Below are 19,346 nucleotides of genomic sequence, written 5' to 3' on the forward strand. Positions count from 1 at the left end.
GAAGGAGCCGTCCCATGACCGCCGCCGCACCCCCGCCGGAGGCCCTCCGCGCCCCCCTGGTCGTAGAATTCCCCTTCACCCGCTCCCTCGGCCCCATCCAGTCCGCCTTCCTCACCGGACTCCGCGAGCGCACCCTGCTCGGCGTCCGTACCGGGACCGGCGACGTGCTCGTCCCGCCCGTCGAGTACGACCCCGTCACCGCCGCCGAGCTGAGCGAGCTCGTCGAGGTCGCCGCCACCGGCACCGTCACCACCTGGGCCTGGAACCCCGAGCCCCGCGCCGGCCAGCCCCTCGACACCCCCTTCGCCTGGGTGCTCGTCCGTCTGGACGGCGCCGACACCGCCCTCCTGCACGCCCTGGACGCCCCCGGCCCCGAAGCCGTCCACACCGGACTGCGGGTCCGCGTCCGCTGGGCCGCGGAACGCTCCGGCGCCATCACGGACATCGCCTGCTTCGAACCGTACGAGAGCGCGGCGGAGCACGAACCCGTCCCGCACGACGGCCGCTTCGACGAGCCCGTGACCGGCATCGTCGCCCCCGCCCGCCTCGACTACACCTACAGTCCGGGCGGCGCCCAGACCCGCTACCTCCAGGCGCTCGCCGAGCGCAGGACCGTCGGCGAGCGCTGCCCCTCCTGCACCAAGGTGTACGTGCCGCCCCGCGGCGCCTGCCCCACCTGCGGCGTCGCCACCACCGACCGGGTCGAGGTCGGCCCCAAGGGCACCGTCACCACCTTCTGCATCGTCAACATCAAGGCACGGAACGCCGAGATCGAGGTCCCGTACGTCTACGCCCACATCGCCCTGGACGGCGCCGGACTCGCCCTGCACGGCCGCATCGCGGGCATCCCGTACGACGAGGTCCGGATGGGCCTGCGGGTCGAACCGGTGTGGACCGAGGGCGGGCGGTACCCCGACCACTACCGGCCCACGGGCGAACCCGACGCCGACTACGACACCTTCAAGGAGCTGCTGTGAGGCCCGACCGAGAGGTGGCGATCGTCGCCTTCGCCCAGAGCGACCACCGACGGAACACCGACGACCTCTCCGAGGTCGAGATGGTCATGCCCGTCCTCCACGACGTCCTGCGGCAGACCGGACTCAAGACCGCCGACATCGGCTTCACCTGCTCCGGCTCGTCCGACTACCTGGCCGGGCGCGCCTTCTCCTTCACGATGGCCCTCGACGGCGTCGGCGCCTGGCCGCCGATCTCCGAGTCCCACGTCGAGGCCGACGGCGCCTGGGCGCTGTACGAGGCCTGGGTGAAGATCCTCACCGGCGAGGCCGACACCGCCCTCGTCTACTCCTACGGCAAGTCCTCGCCCGGCTCCGTACGCGACGTCCTCACCCGCCAGCTCGACCCCTACTACCTCGCCCCGCTCTGGCCCGACTCCGTGTCGCTCGCCGCCCTCCAGGCGCAGGCCCTCGTCGACGCCGGGGCCACCGACGAACCCGCCCTCGCCGCGATCGCCGCCCGCAGCCGCGAGGACGCCGCCGCGAACCCGCACGCCCAGCTGCCCGGCGCCCGCCCCCAGGGCGAGTACGTCGTCCGGCCGCTGCGCACCGGCGACTGCCCGCCCGTCGGCGACGGCGCCGCCGCCGTGATCCTCGCCGCCGGCGACCGGGCCCGCGAACTCTGTGCCCGCCCCGCCTGGATCCGCGGGATGGACCACCGCATCGAGGCCCACTCCCTCGGCGTCCGCGACCTCACCGACTCGCCCTCCACCCGCCTCGCCGCCGAACGGGCCGGAGCCTTCGAGCGGCCCGTCGACACCGCCGAACTCCACGCGCCCTTCAGCTCCCAGGAAGTCGTCCTGCGCAAGGCCCTCGACCTCGACGGGAGCGTGAGGGTCAACCCGTCCGGCGGAGCGCTCGCCGCCAACCCCGTCATGGCCGCCGGCCTCATCCGGCTCGGCGAGGCCGCCGCCCGCATCCACCGCGGGGACTCCGACCGGGCCCTCGCCCACGCCACCTCGGGCCCCTGCCTCCAACAGAACCTCGTCGCCGTCCTGGAAGGGGAGCCCCGTGGCTAAGGCCGTGACATCCAAGGAGTGCGTCGCCGTCGTCGGGATCGGCCAGACCAAGCACGTCGCCGCCCGCAGGGACGTCTCGATCGCCGGGCTCGTCCGCGAGGCCGCCCTCCGCGCCCTGGCGGACGCCGAGCTGACCTGGGCGGACATCGACGCCGTCGTCATCGGCAAGGCCCCCGACTTCTTCGAGGGCGTGATGATGCCGGAGCTGTACCTCGCCGACGCGCTCGGCGCGGTCGGCAAACCCATGATCCGGGTGCACACGGCCGGCTCCGTCGGCGGTTCCACCGCCCTCGTCGCCGCCAACCTGGTCGCCGCGCGCGTCCACGGGACCGTCCTCACCCTCGCGTTCGAGAAGCAGTCCGAGTCCAACGCCATGTGGGGGCTCTCGCTGCCCGTGCCGTTCACGCAGCCGCTGCTCGCCGGCGCCGGGGGCTTCTTCGCCCCGCACGTCCGGGCCTATATGCACCGCACCGGCGCCCCCGACACCATCGGCTCCCTCGTCGCGTACAAGGACCGGCGCAACGCGCTGAAGAACCCGTACGCCCATCTCCACGAGCACGACCTCACCCTGGAGAAGGTGCAGGCCTCCCCGATGCTCTGGGACCCGATCCGCTACTCGGAGACCTGCCCGTCCTCGGACGGAGCCTGCGCCATGGTCCTCACCGACCGCGCGGGCGCGGCCCGTTCGCCCCGCCCGCCCGCCTGGGTGCACGGCGGGGCGATGCGCAGCGAACCCACCCTCTTCGCCGGCAAGGACTTCGTCTCGCCCCGCGCGGGCCGGGACTGCGCCGCCGACGTCTACCGGCAGGCCGGCATCACCGACCCCCGGCGGGAGATCGACGCGGTGGAGATGTACGTGCCGTTCTCCTGGTACGAACCCATGTGGCTGGAGAACCTGGGCTTCGCCGAGGAGGGCGAGGGCTGGAAGCTCACCGAGGCCGGGGTGACCGAACTCGACGGGGATCTGCCCGTGAACCCCTCCGGCGGGGTGCTCTCCACCAACCCCATCGGCGCCTCCGGAATGATCCGCTTCGCCGAAGCGGCCCTCCAGGTACGGGGGGAGGCGGGGGAGCACCAGGTGGACGGCGCCCGCCGGGCGCTCGGCCACGCGTACGGGGGTGGAGCGCAGTTCTTCTCCATGTGGCTCGTGGGGGACACGCCGCCGTCGGGTTGAGCCGGACGCCGCCGGGGTACGGAGACGCGTGAAGGTAGCTGGACGTTTGGCCGCCACAGCTCACTCCATCGGGCGTACGCTGGGGTTTTCGCGGGGCCTCCCGCCGGACGCCCTGATCGTGCGCCCGGCGTGCGCCCCCGGTGTGGGGGTGGAGTGTGGCACAGCACGACGGCCGGACGGCACGTCAGGGTTTCGGCCTCTTCGAGCGAGAGGCCGCCATCGGCGCGGCCGAGGAGGCCCTCGACCTCCTGACGGGCCTCGCCGACGATTCCCTGTGGCCCGACCGCTTCTCCGCACCCCGCGAGCGCCCCGGCCCCCGCCTCGTCGCGCTGCCCGGCCGCGGAGGGCCGGACGTCCCGCAGCCCGCCGACGGCCGGCATCCCGTACGCCTCGCCAACGGGGGACACCTCGGCGTCGCCCGCGCCGACGGCAGCGTGTCCGGCGGCTTCGCCGCCGAGGACGGCGACCGTCCCCCGTCCGTCCCGCGCGGCGGCATCCTCGCCTACGCCGCTCCCGCCGGGCTCGGCAAGACCACACTGCTCGCCGAGATCCGTCGCCGCGCCGTCGGCCGGGGCTGCACCGTGCTCTCCGCACGCGGTGGCGACCAGGAACAGCGGGTCGCCTTCCACGTCGCCCGTCAGCTCCTCCAGCCCCAACTGGCCCACGCCACCGACGCCGAACTCCGCGACCGGCTCGGCTCCTGGTACGACATCGTCGGCCCCGCCCTCGGCCTGCGCGCCTCCGCCGAGGGCTCGCCGCCCGACCCCCAGGGCCTGCGTGACGGACTCGACTGGGTCCTGACCCATCTCGCCGTACGCCGCGCACCGCTGGTCGTCGTCCTCGACGACGCCCACTGGGCCGACCCCGAATCGCTCGGCTGGCTCGCCGCGTTCGCCCCGCGCGCCGAGGAACTGCCCATGCTCCTCGTCGTCGCCTACCGGCCCGACGAACTCCCGGACGAAGGAGCCGAGTTCACCGGCCACCGGTCCGGACACCGCCCCCACGGGCTCGCGCCGCTCACCTCCGAAGCCGTCGCCCGGCTCGTCCGCGACCGCGTCGGCACCCAGGCCGACGACACCTTCTGCCACGACTTCTGGACCGTCACCTCCGGCAACCCCTTCGAAGCGGTCGAACTCGCCGCCAAGGTCCGAGACCGGGGACTCGAACCCACCGCCGACGGCGCCCACGAACTCCGCGACCTCGCCGCCGCCCTCAAGGGCACCGGCCTCGTCGCCCGGCTCGAACGCCTGGGCTCACCCACCGTCCGGCTCGCCTGGGCCTGCGCCGTCCTCGGCACCGAGATCTCGCCCCAGCTCGCGGGCGCCGTCGCCGGTCTCGGCAGCGAGGCGGTCGCCGAGTGCGCCGCCCGACTCCGCGAGGCCCGCGTCCTCGCCGAGGCCGAAGAGCCGGACGAACCGCTCCAGTTCGTCCACCCCCTCATCGCCACCACCGTCTACCGCTCCATCCCGGCCGGCACCCGCGTCGCCCTGCACGGCCAGGCCGCCTGGTGCGTCGTCGACGCGGGCCTCGGACCCACCGCCGCGGCCCGCCACCTCCTGGAGACCCACCCCGAGAGCGACCCCTGGGTCGTGCACCAGCTGCGCGCCGCCGCCGGCGAGAACCTCCGCGCCGGAGCCCCCGACGCCGCCCGCCGCTTCCTCGCCCGCGCCTTGCGCGAACCGCCCGCCGACGACGACCGGGCCGCCGTCCTCTTCGAACTCGGCTGCTCCTCGCTCCTGACCGAACCCGCCACCACCGTCAACCATCTGCGCGCCGCCCTGGAAGAGCCCGTCAGCGACCCCGCCCTGCGCCACGGCATCGTCTACCGCCTCTCCCAGGTCCTCGCCCACAGCGACCGTCTCGTGGAGGCCTCCGAACTCCTCGGCCGCGAGGCCCGGCAGGCCCCCGACGCCCGCAGCAGGCTGCGGATGCAGGCCGAGAAGTTCATGTGGGACGCCCTGCGCGCAGACGAACCCGAATCGCCCGCCCGATCCCGGCGCCTCGCGGCCCTCGCCGACCGGCTCACCGGCCGGGACGTGACCGAGCGGTACATCATCGGACTCCGCGCCTGGGACGCCACCCTGCGCGCCGAACCCGCCTCCGTCGCCCTCAAGCATGCCGAGCGCGCCCTCGAAGGCGGCCTGACCTGGGCCGATGAGAGCCGGGGCTTCGAGGTGCCGGTCCTCGTGGCCCTGCTCCACCTCTACGCCGACCGACCCGGCCGCGCCGAGGAGCTCTTCGCCGCCGGAACCGCCGAGTTCGAGAAGCAGGGCTGGCGCGGGGCCCACCTCGCCTTCGCGTACACCCTCATCGGCTACATACGCTTCCGCCGCGGCCGTCTGATGGAGGCCGAGGACTTCGCCCGCTCCGGACTCCGCCTCGCCGAGCGCGTCGGCGCCCGCACCCCTGCCCTCTGGTACGCGACCGGCGTCATGATCGAGGTCCTCATCGCCCGCGGCCGTACCGAAGAGGCCGTGCAGGTCGCCCGCGACCACGAGTTCGGCGAACCGTTCCCGGCCGCCGTCACCATCCCCGACTGCGAGACCGTCCACGCCGAACTGCTGCTCGCCACGGGCCGGACCAAGGAGGCCGCCGAGGAACTCGCCGCCGTCGGCAGGCGCCTCGACCCGCGCGGCAAGCGCAACCCCTCCTGCTGCCCCTGGCAGCTCCACCTCGCGCTCGCCGAGGCGGAGACCTCCCCGGCGAAGGCGGTGGCCATCGCCCACGAGGCCGTCGCCCGCGCCCGCCAGTACGGCGCGCCCTCCGCGATCGGCCAGGCGCTCCGGGTGACCGCCGAGGTGTCCGACCCCTCCGAGCGGGTGAAGCTCCTGGAGGAGTCCGTCGGCTGGCTCGACCAGTCACCCGCCGCGTACGAGCTGGCCCGCTCCCTCGTCGCCCTCGGTGTGGCACTGCGCCGCACCGAGCGCGCGGCGGAGGCCGCCGAGCACCTCTACCGGGGCCTCGAGGCCGCCCAGGACTGTGGCGCGGACGCCCTCGCCGAGGTCGCGCGGGCCGAGCTCGCGGCGGCCGGGCTGCGGCCCCGCGCCCTCCACCCGGCGGGCACGGACACGCTCACCGCCCGTGAGCGTGCCGCCGCGGATCTCACCGTCCGCGACCAGAACGCGGCAGCCGTCCTCGGCGTCGACGCGACCGCGGTCGGCCGGCTCCTCTCCGCCGTCTACCGCAAGCTGGGCACCGACCGCACGGGCCTCGCCCAGGCCCTGCGGAACACGGGACGGGACCCCGACGACCGCGCCGGACAGGACTGACCGGCCGGATCCGCCCGGCGCGTCGCGGGGCGCGCCGGGCCACGTACCATGGCCGTATGTCCTTCCTCCGCCGCCGCAGCGCCGCCACACCCGCGGGCCCGGACTTCGACGTCCTGGCCATGGATCCGGGGGACTGGCCCGGCAACCTCGGCGCCGGTCTGCTGCCCGCGCCCGACGGCTCCTGCCAGGGCGTCTTCCTCCGCTACGACCTCTTCGGCGGACGCGGACCCGCGATGATCATCGGCAATCTCCCGGAGGGCTCCCCGGCGCGCGAGCTCGCGGACGGCCAGATCCCCTTCGAGGTGGCCCAGCTCCTCGCCGCCCTCGAGAACGACGAGCCGGTCGAGGTCCTCGACGCCGAGGACGTCCCCGTGATGCAGGGCGACAACCTCCTCATCGTCCGTCGCCTCAAGCTCTCCGAGAGCCGCATCTCCTGCGTCCAGTTCGACCGCAGCGACAACGTCCTCGTGACGATCGCCAGTTGGGACCGGCCGATCACCGACGACCTGTACGCGCTGCTCAAGCCGCTGCCCGCCGAGCTGTTCCAGCAGGGCTGAGGGAGGGGCGGGGCCGATGAGCGCGCGCGTCGACAGCTGGATCTGGGCGGTCCGTCTCACCAAGACCCGCTCCCAGTCCGCCGCGGCCTGCCGCGCCGGGCACGTCAAGGTCAACGGCGAGCGGGCCAAACCCGCCCAGCCGGTGAAGCCCGGCGACGAGGTCAGGCTCTTCCACGGCGGCCGGGAGCGGATCGTCGAGGTCAAGGAACTCCACACCAAGCGGGTCGGCCCGCCCGTGGCCGCCGAGGCCTATGTGGACAACAGTCCGCCCCCGCCGCCGCGTGAGCACGTCGCCGTCGCCGCCGTGCGCGACCGGGGAGCCGGCCGCCCCACCAAGCGCGACCGGCGCGAACTCGACGACCTGCGAGGCCGCCGCGCCTGACCCGTACGATCCGTCCCTGCGGGTACGAGGGCCGCTGCCGGGAGTTCCCGGCGGCGGCCCTCCGCCGTGTCAGCGCGCCCCGGCGCCGAGCAGCCCGGACAGCCGCGCGGCCGAGGTGCCCAACCCCGTCGGACCGTGCCGCAGCAGTGCGGTCCCACTGCCCGCGTGGACATCCTCGGCGCCGTAACGCCGTACGCTCCGGTGCCAGTTGAGGATTCCCGCGAGCCAGTCCTCCAGCTCCCGCAGATACGCCTCGAAGGCCGCCCGGCCCGCCCGGTCCAGCCCGAAGTCGGCGTAGAGCAGCGGCACTTCGTTCTTCTTCAGGTGCTCGTACTGGCGCAGCCGGCCCCGGATCAGGTCGTCGACCATCGCCACCGCCGTCGGGTAGTCGCAGTCGAAGAACTTCTGCAGGACGAGCACGCCGTTGTGCACCTCGCCCTCGACCTCGATCTCCTTCTGGTACGAGAACAGGTCGTTGAGGAGCGTCGCGTAGTCCATGACCGAGTGCTCAAGGGCCTGGACGGTGCCGGTGCGGTAGATCTCGGGCGGCAGCGCCCCGCTGTGCCGCAGCCGGCACAGCAGCATCGTCAGCTCCGAACCGAAGGTGGTCCGGCGCATCTCGATGTAGTCGACGGGGTCGGGCACCCGGTGCTGCGCCTGGTTGTGCAGTTCCCACAGCCAGCTGTCCAGCATGGCGTCGAGGGCCGTGCGCAGCCGGGCGCGGGCCTCGGGAGGCATGGGGCCGGCGGTGCGGTGCCAGAGGTCGGCGAGCGACCGCTCCATCGGGTTCACGGCGAGCGCCGACCCTGCGGCCGTGTCCTCCAGCGGCATACAGGTCTTGAAGCGCTCGGTCTGCTCCTTGGCCCCCCGGAGGTCGCGCGAGCGTCCGAAGACGAAGGGGTAGTAGTCGTCCCCGTACGTCCCCCAGGTCAGCCACTCGGCGTTGAGCTCCAGCTCCTCCGGCGTGGCGTCCGGGTCGAGCCCCGCCGAGCAGAGCGCGAGGTCGAAGCCCTCGGCCATCGGCCGGTCCCAGATGTCGTCCAGGAGGCCCCAGTGCTCGGCCCAGTCCAGGGAGCGCCGCCGCGCCTCCTGGTGGTGGGGGCTGAGCGCCAGCGGGTACGGCAGGTCGAACTCCGGCAGCAGGGAGGGCCCGACGTACCGGGGCGTGTGGGTGAGCGTCCGCAGCCGGGACGCGGCGGGGCGGCCGAAGAGGGTGCGGATGTCGAGCGCGGAGGTGCCGATCACACCGTCGAGCCGCGAGGGCCCGGCGACCATGCCCTCGTTCATGTACCGGCTGGAGCGCATGTGCCACTCGTGGCCGCCGGACTGCCAGTCCTGGAGCCCCTTGGCGTACGCCGCGACGGCCGCGACCTCGTCCGGACCGAGGCCCTTCTCGACGGCGAGCGGCGGCACCTCGGTCAGGGCGGTGTTCTCGAACTGCTGGATCCGCGAGGTCAGCAGATCGTTGACGGCGTCGGCCGCCTCCTGCGTCGTACAACCGAGGAAGCGCTCCAGGACCAGCACGCCGTTGCTGTTCTCGCCCTCGTCCTCCACCTCCCGCTGGTAGGAGAAGAGGTCGTTGCGCAGGTGCACGGCGTCGGAGAAGGCGTCCCTGAGGACCCGCAACGGGCGCGAGTGCGCCACCTGTCCGGGGACCTCCGCGCCCGCCGCGTACTCGACGAGCCCGGCCGACCAGGGTGCTCCGCCCACCTTGCGCCGCATCTCGATGTACTCGACGGGGTTCGCGACGCGCCCCTCGTTGATGTTGTCCAGCTCCCAGAGCGACTCGTTGAGCAGGTGCTCGGTCGCCTCCGCGAACCGCACCCGCCAGCCCTCCGACATCGAGGGAACGGTCCGCCTCCAGAGGTCGGCGAGACCCGCCTCGACCGGGTTGGTGGGCTCGGGCATGCCCTCCGCCGGGTCCGCCGGCATGAACGTCGGCAGCCGGTCCAGATACGCCTTGCCGCCGGCCCGGTCCTGGGTGCGCTTGAAGACCTCCAGGAAGTGGTCGTCGAAGAAGAACACCCACGTGTACCAGTCCGTGACGAGGTCCAGGGCCTCCGCGTCGCAGTCCGGGTGGGTGTACGCGCACAGCAGGGCGTAGTCATGGGAATCGAGGTCCTCCTGCTCCCAGACCCCCGAGCCCTCCAGCATCCCCATCACCCGCGCCCAGTCCCGGGTATGGGTGCGGGCGGTCTCCACATGGGGATTGAGCCGTGCCGGATACGGAACATAGAAATCCGGCATAACGAAGGGCTGAGGCATGCGCTGAAGGGCCTTCCGGTGAGCAGAACGCAGGTTGTCCGGCCCACCTTTACCCGTCGCCCGTACGGCGCACGCGATCTCCTGAATAGTCCTATGAACGCCGAAGGGGTGGTGCCGGACCCGATGTCCGGCACCACCCCGCGCCTTTCGGTCAGCTCCCCGTCAGGCCCGGGAAACCCGCACGTCAGCGGCCTTCACAAAGGCCACGCGATGGCCGAACTGGATCTCGTAGTACTCCTCCTGGCCGCGCACCACTCGGTGCGCACTGACATCGAACACCGGCGCGAAGAAGTACTCGCCCGGGGTCCGGTCGCCCACCACGTACCGCTGCCCGGCGAGCAGCTTGTACGGCAGCGGCGACACCGACTGCACCGGCACGCCCGCCGGGTACGCCGAGGCCTCCGGGTACGCCCGCCCGTACACCGGCACCTCCGCCAGACCCTCGCGGGGCGTCAGGACCAGCCCCCGCGCGTTCACCGCGGCCGGCTCCTTCGCGGGGTTGTGGAACCAGGCCTTCTGCCCGAGGTACCAGATCGCCGTCCAGTCACCCCGGCGCTCCGCCACCGCGTAGCTCTGCCCGGTCGAGGCACGCGCCCCGGTGTCGTTGACCCCGGTGGTCGAGTCCTGCCCGCCGGGCCGCAGGCCGATGTCCTTCACCAGGGGCGCGTCAGCGCTCGGCGCGGTGTGCAGCCGCACCGCCCCGCTGCCGTGCGGCACGCACGCGGTGCCGGCCGTCGTGCAGCCCGTGTAGACCGGCTGGTGGCCGCTGTACTCCGGCCGGATCGTCACCACCCCGGCGTCCGGGCCCGCGCTGGGCGTGATCGGCCGGCCGAGCAGCCGGAAGTAGTGCGCCCAGTCCCAGTACGGACCCGGGTCCGTGTGCATGCCCTTGATCGAGGACGAGACCGTGCCCGGGACGTTGTCGTGACCCAGGATGTGCTGCCGGTCCAGCGGGATGCGGTACCGGGCGGCGAGGTACCGCACCAGCCGCGCCGACGACCGGTACATGGCCTCCGTGTACCAGGAGTCCGGCGAGGTCAGGAAGCCCTCGTGCTCCAGCCCCACCGACTTGGCGTTCACGAACCAGTTGCCCGCGTGCCAGCCGACGTCCTTGAGCGACAGGTGCTGGGCGACGTGCCCGTCGGAGGAGCGCAGCGAGTACTGCCACGAGACGTACGTCGGGTCCTGCACCAGCCTCAGGGTGGTGCCCCAGTCGGCCTCGGTGTCATGGATGACGATGTAGTCGATCGACTGCGAGGCCGGGCGGTTCGCCTTGTCGTGGTTGCCGTAGTCGCCGTCGCCGAACTCCTCGTACGGCGCCGGGACCCACTCGCACGCGATCGTGGGCGGGCACTCCACCGGGCCGCCGGCCGGCCGGCGCAGCCCCAGGGCCGTCATCTGCTCCGTGGCCGGCGCGACCGACGGCGCGGCCGGCAGCGTCACCAGCTGACCGCTGTCCGTGGTCCGGGACTCCCCGGTCCTGATCACGTCGAAGACGTCGTTCGCGTACGTGGCCGCCGTCGCCGAGTCGTCAGCGCCGGAGTACCGGGCCACGGCCCCGTACCAGTCGGCCGGATCCGGGCTCGCCGGAAGCCCGGACTCCCGCTGAGCCGCCGCGAGCAGCGCCGCACCACCCTCGATGTTCGCCTCCGTGCCGGTGCGCAGCTCCTCGGCCGGAATGCCGGACAGCTCCGACGCACGCTCCAGGGTCCGCAGCCGCGGGGGCAGCGACGCCGGGGCCGGCGAGGAGGCCGAGGCGGCCGGAGCGGCCCGGTCGCCGGAGGCCGCAGGGCGCAGGGCACGGGAGTCGTCGCCGCGCGCGTCCTCCTCGCCCTCCGAGTGGTGCGGGGCGACCGAGGCCAGCGCCGTCACCGCGTCCGTCAGGTGCATCGGCCCGTAGCCGCCGGTCACGCTCGGCGCACCACCGTGGGTGTCCCAGCGGGACTGGAGGTAGGAGACGGCGAGCAGCACGCTCTCGGGTACGCCGTGGTGGGCGGCAGCCCGGGCGAACTGCCCCTGGAGCACACCCGCCTCGGGTGCCTCGGCACCGGCCGGCGGGGCGGCGGAGAGCAGCGGGAGCAGTAGGGCGGCGGACGCGAACGCGCCCACCGCCCTCGGGACACGGGGAGACGGCGTACGTCTCGTGGTCGAGGGACGGAGCAAGGCAGCCTCCAGAGGCAGGGGGTGACACGGGGGCGTGCGGGACCGAACCCGTACAGGGGTATCGGCTCCCGAACGATCCGTCAATCACGCCTGCATTCATGGAAGTTCCCACGTCAGAGCGGGAATGGAGGCCATCCGGCGGAGTTTCGCGGAGACGGGTCCCGGGCCTGGGACGCGTCAGTGGAGTGGACCATTGGCTCCGTCACGGCGGCGGTTCGACGGCGGACGCGACGATGCGCCGTGCGCCCGGTGTGTCGGCACCGGGCGCACGGCGCACCCACCCCCGTGTCGTCGGTCGGTTCCCGCGCCTCAGCGCGTCCCGACCGCCGCGCGCACGGCCCGCCGTGCCATGGCGCAGTCGTCGTGCAGCCGCCTCAGGAGCAGCCGCTGTTCCTCACCGGGCGCGAGCGCACCCGTCGGCACCGGCACGGAACCCGCCGGCGGAGCCTCCTTCATGGTGCGCTGCACCGCCGTCTCGTAGGTACGGATCTCCCGCGTCAGGACGATCATCAGGTTCACCAGGAAGGCGTCCCGGGAGGCGGGACCCGCCTGCTGGGCGAGCTGGCTGATCTGGCGGCGGGCCAGCGGAGCGTCACCGAGCACCGCCCACAGCGTCGCCAGGTCGTAGCCGGGCAGGTACCAGCCCGCGTGCTCCCAGTCGACGAGGACCGGTCCGGCGGGGGAGAGGAGGATGTTGGAGAGCAGGGCGTCACCGTGACAGAACTGGCCCATGCCCTGACGGCCGCCCGCCTGCGCCAGACCGTGCAGCAGCTTCTGTAGATCGTCCCGGTCGCGGTCCGTGAACAGCCCGAGCTCGTGGAAGCGCGCGATCCGCGTCCCGTAGTCGAGCGGCGCGTCGAAGGTCCCGGCCGGCGGGCGCCAGGCGTTGAGCCGGGCGATGGCCCCGAGCGCGGCGCGCACATCGGCCCGGGGCGGCGCCTCGACGGGGTGGCGCGAGAGCGCCGCCGCCCGTCCGGGCATCCGCTCGATCACCAGCGTGCAGTTCTCCGGGTCCGCCGCGATCAGCCGCGGCGCCCGCACGGGCGGACGGTGGCGGACGAAGGAGCGGTAGGACGCTATCTCGTGCCGGAACCGCTCGACCCAGGCCGGGGAGTGGTCCAGTAAACACTTCGCGACCGCCGTGGTCCGCCCGGTCGTCCCGACGATGAGTACGGAACGCCCGCTGCGCCGCAGCACCTGCACCGGATTGAACTCCGGGCAGATCCGGTGGACCGAGGCGATCGCCATCTTCAGCTGCGCGCCCTGAGGGCCGGACAGGTCGAGTCTCCCGCTGATCGGCTGGGTGCCCGTGCCGCCGGCCCAGCGCCGCGGCCGGACGGCCTGCGGGGCGGGGGCGAGGTACGGACCGGCGCCGGCCGGGAGGATGCGGTGCTGCGGCCGGGGCGGGGCGGACACGGAGGACGATGCTGTGTACATGGAGGTGACAGATCCCTTCGTGTGCCGACGAGTTGCGTGCGTCGCCCCGCCCGCCCCCGGGTCCGCACCCTGGGGAATGAGGGCCGGTCGGCGGGGCGGGGTGGCGCGTTCCTACCTGACACCCGCGCGCGGGTGGCGGAACATCCGGCGCACCCTGGCGAACCCTGGCGAATTGTCGCCAGGCCTATGACAGCGGGTTACTGTCAACTCAGCCGAGAACCTGGGGGCTTAGACGTGACCGGACAAACCAACACCCGCCTTGCAGACCTGTTCGGCCTCGCCGGATGGTCCAAGGGCGAGCTCGCGAGGCTCGTCAACCGGCAGGCGGCGGCCATGGGCCACCCCCAGCTGGCGACGGACACCTCGCGGGTGCGGCGGTGGATCGACCGGGGCGAGACCCCGCGCGATCCCGTGCCCCGGGTGCTGGCTGCACTGTTCACCGAGCGACTCGGCCGTGTCGTGACCATCGAGGACCTCGGGTTCGTACGACACGGGCGCAGCGGAAAGCAGCAGGACGTCAGGAAGACGGACAACCCTGACGGGCTGCCCTGGGCACCCGATCGTACGGCGGCGGTCCTCACCGAATTCACGGGAATGGACCTCATGCTCAACCGACGCGGCCTGGTGGGCGCGGGTGCCGCGCTTGCCGCCGGCTCCGTACTCAGCAACGCCATGCACGACTGGCTGCAGAACGACCCCGCACGCCAGTCCTCCCCTCAGCGGGCCACCGATCCCCTGCACGCCGACCCCGCCGGGTTCGACCGCTACGAGGCGGCCCCCATCGGGTCGCAGGAGATCGAGGCCCTGGAGCACTCGGTGGAGGTGTTCCGCGCCTGGGACGCCTCCCGGGGCGGCGGTCTCCAGCGCAAGGCCGTGGTGGGCCAGCTCAACGAGGTGGGCGGCATGCTCGCCTATCGCCACGCCGACCACCTCCAGCGGCGCCTGTGGGGCGTCGCCGCCAACCTGGCGGTCCTCGCGGGCTGGATGTCCCACGACGTGGGCCTCGAACCCACGGCCCAGAAGTACTTCGTGATCGCCGCCCACGCGGCCCGCGAGGGCGGCGACCGGCCCCGGGCCGGCGAGGCGCTCTCCAGGGCGGCCCGGCAGATGGTGCACCTGGGCCGTCCCGACGACGCCCTCGACCTCATGAAGCTCGCCAAGGACGGTTCGGGTGAGCGGGTGCTGCCCCGCACCCAGGCCATGTTCCACACGATCGAGGCCTGGGCGCAGGCCTCGATGGGCCGCGGGCAGGCGATGCGCCGCACCCTCGGCGAGGCCGAGGAGCTGTTCGTCTCCGACCGGCACGACGAGAAGACGCCGAGCTGGATGCAGAACTTCGACGAGGCGGACATGCACGGGATGCAGGCCCTCGCCTACCGCACCCTCGCGGATCACGACGCGACCGCCGCGGTGCCGGCCCAGCAGCATGCCAAGCTGGCGCTGGAACTGCGGCGCGGCGGCCACGACCGCTCGAAGCTCTTCGACCACATCTCGATGGCTTCGGCCTGCTTCATCGCCGACGACCCGGAGCAGGCCGACCGCTACGCCAGGCTGGCCCTGATCTCGATGGGGAAGACCTCGTCGCACCGGACCTGGGACCGGCTCCGGGAGATGTACCGGCTCACCGGGCAGTACGCCGGGTACACGACGATCGACGGTCTGCGCGAGGAGATGGAGGAGGTCCTGCCGATGTCCCCGGTCAACCGGCCGAGGACGGGCGAGGCCTGAGGGGCCGGGCCTGTCGAGTACGGGCGTGCCCGCCCTCAACCGATCCGTGCCGTCCTCAACCGACCCGTACCACCATCACGCAGGCGTCGTCCTCGCGCTCTTCCTCGCCGAACTCCTCGACCACGGCGCGGACCCCGTCCTGGGCGTCCCGTGCGTCGGCGAGCCGGTGCCCGAGAGCGAGCAGCCGCCGCGCGCCGGTGTCGTCGTCCGTTGCCCTGCCGCGGGTCAGGCCGTCGGTGTGCAGGACGAGGACGTCCCCGGGGAGCAGCCGGGTCTCTGCCTCGCCGTACACAGCGCCGGTCGTCGCCCCGAGCAGGACGCCTTCGGGGCGCCGGAGGACGTGCCCCGTCCCGTCGCGGAACAGCAGCGGGGCGGGGTGACCGGACTGCGACCAGGCGAGGGTCTGGGCCACCGGGTCGTACCGGCAGCACATCGCGCTCCCGAGCGCGGGCTGCGCGGCGGTCTCCAGGAGCTGGTTCAGATGCCCCATGAGCGCGGCGGGGCGGATCCCGGCGACGGCCATGCCACGCAGCGCGCCGAGGAGCATCGCCATCGACGAGGTCGCGGCGACCCCGTGGCCCGTCAGGTCACCGACGGTGAGCAGTGCGTCCCCGTCGGGCAGGGCCAGGGCGTCGTACCAGTCGCCACCGATCAGACTGGTGGTGGCGGCCGGGAGGTAGTGGGCGGCGACGTCCAGCGGGGCGGGGCCGTCGTGCGCGAACCGCAGCGAGCCGCGCCACGGCGGCAGAACGGCCTCCTGGAGCTCGACGGCGACCCGCCGCTCGGTCTGCTCGATGTGGCGGCTGAGCTCCAGGGTGTCCCGGCTCTCCCGGACCGCGCGCTGGCTGCGCCGGAGTTCGCTGACGTCGCGGAGGACGGCCCACATGGAGGCGGTGCAGCCGTCGGCGTCGAGGACGGGCTCGCCCGTCATGTGGACGGTGCGGACCGTGCCGTCCGTCCGGATGATCCGGAACTCGCCGTCGATCGGCTTCCCGTCGATCAGGCAGTCCGTCACCATGCCCTGCAGCAACGGCTGGTCGTCGACGAACACCATCGTCGGCATCTCGTCCAGCGACATCGCGCCGCTCTCGCGCGCGCGACCGAAGATCTGGAACAGCTCCTCGGACCAGCTGACCTCGTCCGTGAGCAGGTTCCACTCGGCGCTGCCGACGCGGGAGAGCAGCGATCCGGTGCGGGCCGGGGCGGGTTCGCCGTACGCGGCACCGGGGTCGGCCACGTGCGGGGTGGCCGGATCGGTGTCGGTGACGGGCTCGGCGTCGGCCTCGGTGGCCAGTTCCTCCGGCACGCCGGCCCGGAGCTGGCCCAAGTGGGCGCCGAGGTCGTCGAGCTGGTGAACCGCGAGGTCGCAGAGAGCACGCTGCCAGCGCCGGCGGGGATCGTCCTCGTTCGTCACGGCGTCCTGGCGGACGGCGACCAGCTCCCCGCGGAGGCGGCGGGTCTGCGAGATGAGCGCGTCGACCGCGCCCGGCTCCGGCTGGTGGGCGGGGCGGTCCGCGAACAGAGGGGACGGCATGTCGTACTCCGATACAGGCGCGGCACGGCCAGGCCAAGGGGGAAAGGGAGGCCCGCATACGACTGTTGCACAGGGCGAGACAGCCTGTAAGCGCTTTGGCAACACTCGATCCGGTGGTGCTTCTGACATATGCCAAAGGCCCGGCGATTATCGGCCAGGCCGCGACGGGTTACGGTGCGGGTGTGGTGAACGACGACGGAATCGGCACATTGGGCACCCGTACGGGGGTCCCGGGAGCGACGGGAGCGAGCGGGACAACGGACCTGGTGGACGCGGTGGTTACAGCGGTTTCGGCAGCGATGGGGGTGACGGCGGTGACAGGCGTGATGGGTGTGACGGATGAGGAACGTGGAGCGTCGCCGGTGCCCGCCGCCCCGGTCGGCACCGCCCTGCTGCTCGCCGCCGCGCCCGCCGGGCGGGGGCGCTTCATGGACGCCGCGTCCGTGCTCCCGGCCCTCGCCGCCGTGCCGCCCGGTGCCCTCACCGGCACCGCCACCGCGACGGTCGTCGAACTCGCCGACCCCCTCGACCCGCAGACCGTGCTCACCCGTCTCCGCGCCGCCGCCGCGAGCCCCGGCCCCCTGCTCGTCTGCCTCGCCGGACAGCTCCATCTCGACCGCCGGCAGCGGCTGCCCCACCTCGCGCTCGCCCGCACCACCACCGCGACCCTCCGCTACTCCGCGCTGCCCTGGCACTGGCTCGCCGGCGAGCTGAGCGTACGGCCCCCCGGCACCACGACCGTCGTCGCGGACCTCGCGGCGGACCCCGATGCGTGGGAACGTCTCGCCGCCGCACCGGACCTCCTGCACCTCGGACCCGGTCCGACCCTCTACGGGAGGGTGACGGCGCCCCCGCGCCGCGGTGGGACGACCACGCCCGACTACCTGCGCTCCTGGGCGGAACTGTGGCGCTCAGGGGCCCGGCTCCCGTACGCCACGCTCCACGCGGAGTCCGCCGCCCGGACCGCCTCCCTCACACCGGACCAGATGCTCCTGGGCCCGGCCGCCGCTCCCGCTTCCGCGCCGGTCGTGGAACAGGACCCGCACCCCGCGATCCTGGCCGCCGCCATGGCCGGCCGCCACGGCGAGGCCGCGTCGGTGGCCGCCGCCTGGGAACGCGAGGCCCTGCGCCACCACGGGCCCCGCTCCGTGGAGGCCGTCCACTGGACGGAGGTGCGCGCCGACCTCGCCCGCCTCGCGGGGGAACCCGCCCGCAGCTGCGAACTGTGGCTCGTCGCCGCGGAGGCCCGGCTCGGCCTGGGCCAGCGGACGGACGACCCCGACGTCGAAGGGGCCGTGGACCGGGCGCACCACCAGTGGGAGCAGGTCGAGGAACCGGAGCGCGCCCGAGCCCTCGGCCCCGTGCTCGTCGCCCTGCGCCGACGGGTCCCGGGCCGCCAGCCGGGAGCCCTGGCGGCGCTCACCCGCCGCATGACCTGAGAGGCGCGGTGTCGTCGCCGTACGGGACACCGGGGGGAGCGGCGCACACAGTGACGTACCGGCGGGCGGTCCGGGCGACGCCGACCGCACCTCTCTATGATGATCGCCTCAATACGGGGCTGTGACGGGGGAGTTGTCGATGATCGTCGGACGCGTACGGACACCGGGGGTGCTGGGGGCGCTCGCCCTTCTGGGCGCGGTGCTGGTCGGGTGCACCTCGGGAGGCGGCGCGGACGGCACGGCGAGCGGCACCCCGGGCAGCGCTCCGGGAAGCATCTCGGGCAGCGCTTCGAGCGGTGCGGAACCGGTGCTGACGGAAGCGCTGGCACGACAGGTCTTCGAGAAGTACGTCCGGGAGAACGCAGCGGCCGACGTCAAGGGGGATCTCGAAGCGACGGCCCGCATCGAGGGCGGCCGGCTCCTTGAGGAGAGCCGCGCCGAGGCCCGGCTGCGCGCGGCGAAAGGGGACAAGGACACGCCGGTCCGCTATGTGAGGCCGGTGTTCCTGGTTCCGGCGGCGGGGTCGGGGGCAGGGGCCGGGGATTCCGCTCCGCAGGGCTTCGCCGTGCTGAGCAAGAGACAGGGGCAGGAGTCGGACCGGTCCTCCGTCCTGCACTACTTCGTGCGTGGAGGGGACGGCGAGGGGTGGCGGGCCGTGGTGGCCACCTGGGTGGTGACCGAGCTCCCGGCGGGCGCGCCGGGCACATCGGCACCGGCGCCGGAGCCGTCGCCGGAGAAGGGCGTCCTCGCGCTCCGGCCGAAGGTGCTGCCGTCCCCGGCCCGTGGGGCGTCGGGGCGGGCCGAACTGTCGCCGACCGGGGCGGCGGACGCCGCCGTGTGCGGGAAGTACGCGGAGTTCCTGAGCTTCACCGTCCCCGGGGGGAAGTCCGACAGCCCGTACTTCGTACGGGGCGAGTTCACCAGCAAGGTGGTCGGCTTCTTCAACGGCTGGCACGAGAAGCAGCTCGTACGGGACTTCACCTACCGGCCGGTGGGGCAGGCGCTGCCGGTGTTCCGGCTGGACAACGGCGGTTCGCTGGTCACCTGCACACTCGAAGGGACCTTCCACGACCGGGGCCGCACCCCGGCGGACTGGATCTCGACGAACGAGGGCAGCGACACCGAAGTCCTGCTGGGCCGGGCCGGCCGGAAGTGGAGCACCATCGAGGAGGTGTGGAGCGTGACGGCGGTGGTGGAGGTGCCGAAGGGCGGAGGGCCCTCCACGGTCCTCTCCTCGAACGCCTACAAGGCGACGAAGATGTCCGTGAAGGGCGTCGAACTGAAGTGACGGTGCGGACCCGGTGCGCCTCAACGCGGCCGGATCGCCCGGATCGCCCGGGGCGGCCCCCGGGCGATCCGGTTGAAG

Annotated in this window: 13 protein-coding genes; 9 read left to right on the forward strand and 4 right to left on the reverse strand. The window is 73.4% G+C overall.

Translation table 11 applies throughout. The annotated features are described in order from the left end of the window. The first annotated feature begins 14 nt into the window (after positions 1–14). The 6 genes from ABT154_RS08050 (at position 15) to ABT154_RS08075 (ending at position 7,414) form a co-directional block, all read left to right on the forward strand. Positions 15–977, forward strand: coding sequence for a Zn-ribbon domain-containing OB-fold protein (locus ABT154_RS08050; protein WP_351854351.1), 963 nt, complete (start codon positions 15–17; stop codon positions 975–977). Continuing rightward, positions 974–2,032 carry a thiolase family protein gene (locus ABT154_RS08055; protein WP_351854354.1) on the forward strand — a complete coding sequence of 353 codons (1,059 nt, stop codon included), beginning with the start codon at positions 974–976 and terminating at the stop codon, positions 2,030–2,032. The genes ABT154_RS08050 and ABT154_RS08055 overlap by 4 nt, the downstream gene beginning before the upstream one ends. Continuing rightward, positions 2,025–3,206 (forward strand): thiolase family protein, encoded by a 1,182-nt coding sequence (locus ABT154_RS08060; protein WP_332433666.1) that lies wholly within the window; start codon positions 2,025–2,027, stop codon positions 3,204–3,206. The genes ABT154_RS08055 and ABT154_RS08060 overlap by 8 nt, the downstream gene beginning before the upstream one ends. Positions 3,207–3,640: 434 nt before the next feature. Continuing rightward, positions 3,641–6,475, forward strand: a complete 2,835-nt coding sequence (locus ABT154_RS08065; RefSeq protein ID WP_351855074.1) for an ATP-binding protein — start codon at positions 3,641–3,643, stop codon at positions 6,473–6,475. A gap of 56 nt (positions 6,476–6,531) precedes the next feature. Beyond that, on the forward strand, positions 6,532–7,032 hold the full coding sequence (locus ABT154_RS08070; RefSeq protein WP_033205852.1) for a hypothetical protein: 501 nt from the start codon (positions 6,532–6,534) through the stop codon (positions 7,030–7,032). Between the two features lie 16 nt (positions 7,033–7,048). Beyond that, the gene (locus ABT154_RS08075) at positions 7,049–7,414 is read left to right on the forward strand and encodes an RNA-binding S4 domain-containing protein (RefSeq protein ID WP_332433663.1); all 366 of its coding nucleotides are present in this window, start codon (positions 7,049–7,051) and stop codon (positions 7,412–7,414) included. Between the two features lie 69 nt (positions 7,415–7,483). Here the strand turns inward: ABT154_RS08075 and ABT154_RS08080 are convergent, their stop codons facing one another. The 3 genes from ABT154_RS08080 to ABT154_RS08090 all read right to left on the reverse strand — a co-directional run bounded on the left by ABT154_RS08080 (position 7,484) and on the right by ABT154_RS08090 (position 13,279). Beyond that, the gene (locus tag ABT154_RS08080) at positions 7,484–9,679 is read right to left on the reverse strand and encodes a terpene synthase family protein (protein WP_351854357.1); all 2,196 of its coding nucleotides are present in this window, start codon (positions 9,677–9,679) and stop codon (positions 7,484–7,486) included. A gap of 162 nt (positions 9,680–9,841) precedes the next feature. Then, a complete protein-coding gene (locus ABT154_RS08085) occupies positions 9,842–11,788 on the reverse strand; it encodes an N-acetylmuramoyl-L-alanine amidase (RefSeq protein WP_351854360.1) in 1,947 nt (648 codons plus the stop codon). A gap of 363 nt (positions 11,789–12,151) precedes the next feature. Next, the gene (locus ABT154_RS08090; protein ID WP_351854363.1) at positions 12,152–13,279 is read right to left on the reverse strand and encodes an aminoglycoside phosphotransferase family protein; all 1,128 of its coding nucleotides are present in this window, start codon (positions 13,277–13,279) and stop codon (positions 12,152–12,154) included. A gap of 234 nt (positions 13,280–13,513) precedes the next feature. On the opposite strand from ABT154_RS08090, the gene ABT154_RS08095 reads away from it, so the two are divergent. Then, a complete protein-coding gene (locus tag ABT154_RS08095; protein ID WP_351854365.1) occupies positions 13,514–15,007 on the forward strand; it encodes a DNA-binding protein NsdB in 1,494 nt (497 codons plus the stop codon). Positions 15,008–15,062: 55 nt separating this feature from the next. On the opposite strand, the gene ABT154_RS08100 is transcribed toward ABT154_RS08095, so the two are convergent. Continuing rightward, positions 15,063–16,541 carry a PP2C family protein-serine/threonine phosphatase gene (locus ABT154_RS08100; RefSeq protein ID WP_351854367.1) on the reverse strand — a complete coding sequence of 493 codons (1,479 nt, stop codon included), beginning with the start codon at positions 16,539–16,541 and terminating at the stop codon, positions 15,063–15,065. A 326-nt stretch (positions 16,542–16,867) separates the two neighbouring features. Between ABT154_RS08100 and ABT154_RS08105 the strand changes: the two genes are divergently transcribed. Together ABT154_RS08105 and ABT154_RS08110 are read left to right on the forward strand one after the other, a co-directional pair. Then, the gene (locus ABT154_RS08105) at positions 16,868–17,980 is read left to right on the forward strand and encodes a hypothetical protein (protein ID WP_351854370.1); all 1,113 of its coding nucleotides are present in this window, start codon (positions 16,868–16,870) and stop codon (positions 17,978–17,980) included. Positions 17,981–18,119: 139 nt separating this feature from the next. After that, entirely contained in the window at positions 18,120–19,268 is a 1,149-nt protein-coding gene (locus tag ABT154_RS08110; protein ID WP_351854373.1) for a DUF8094 domain-containing protein, read from the forward strand. The last annotated feature ends 78 nt before the right edge of the window (positions 19,269–19,346 follow it).

The sequence above is a fragment of the Streptomyces sp. NPDC001728 genome, from assembly GCF_040297565.1.
GTDB lineage: Bacteria > Actinomycetota > Actinomycetes > Streptomycetales > Streptomycetaceae > Streptomyces.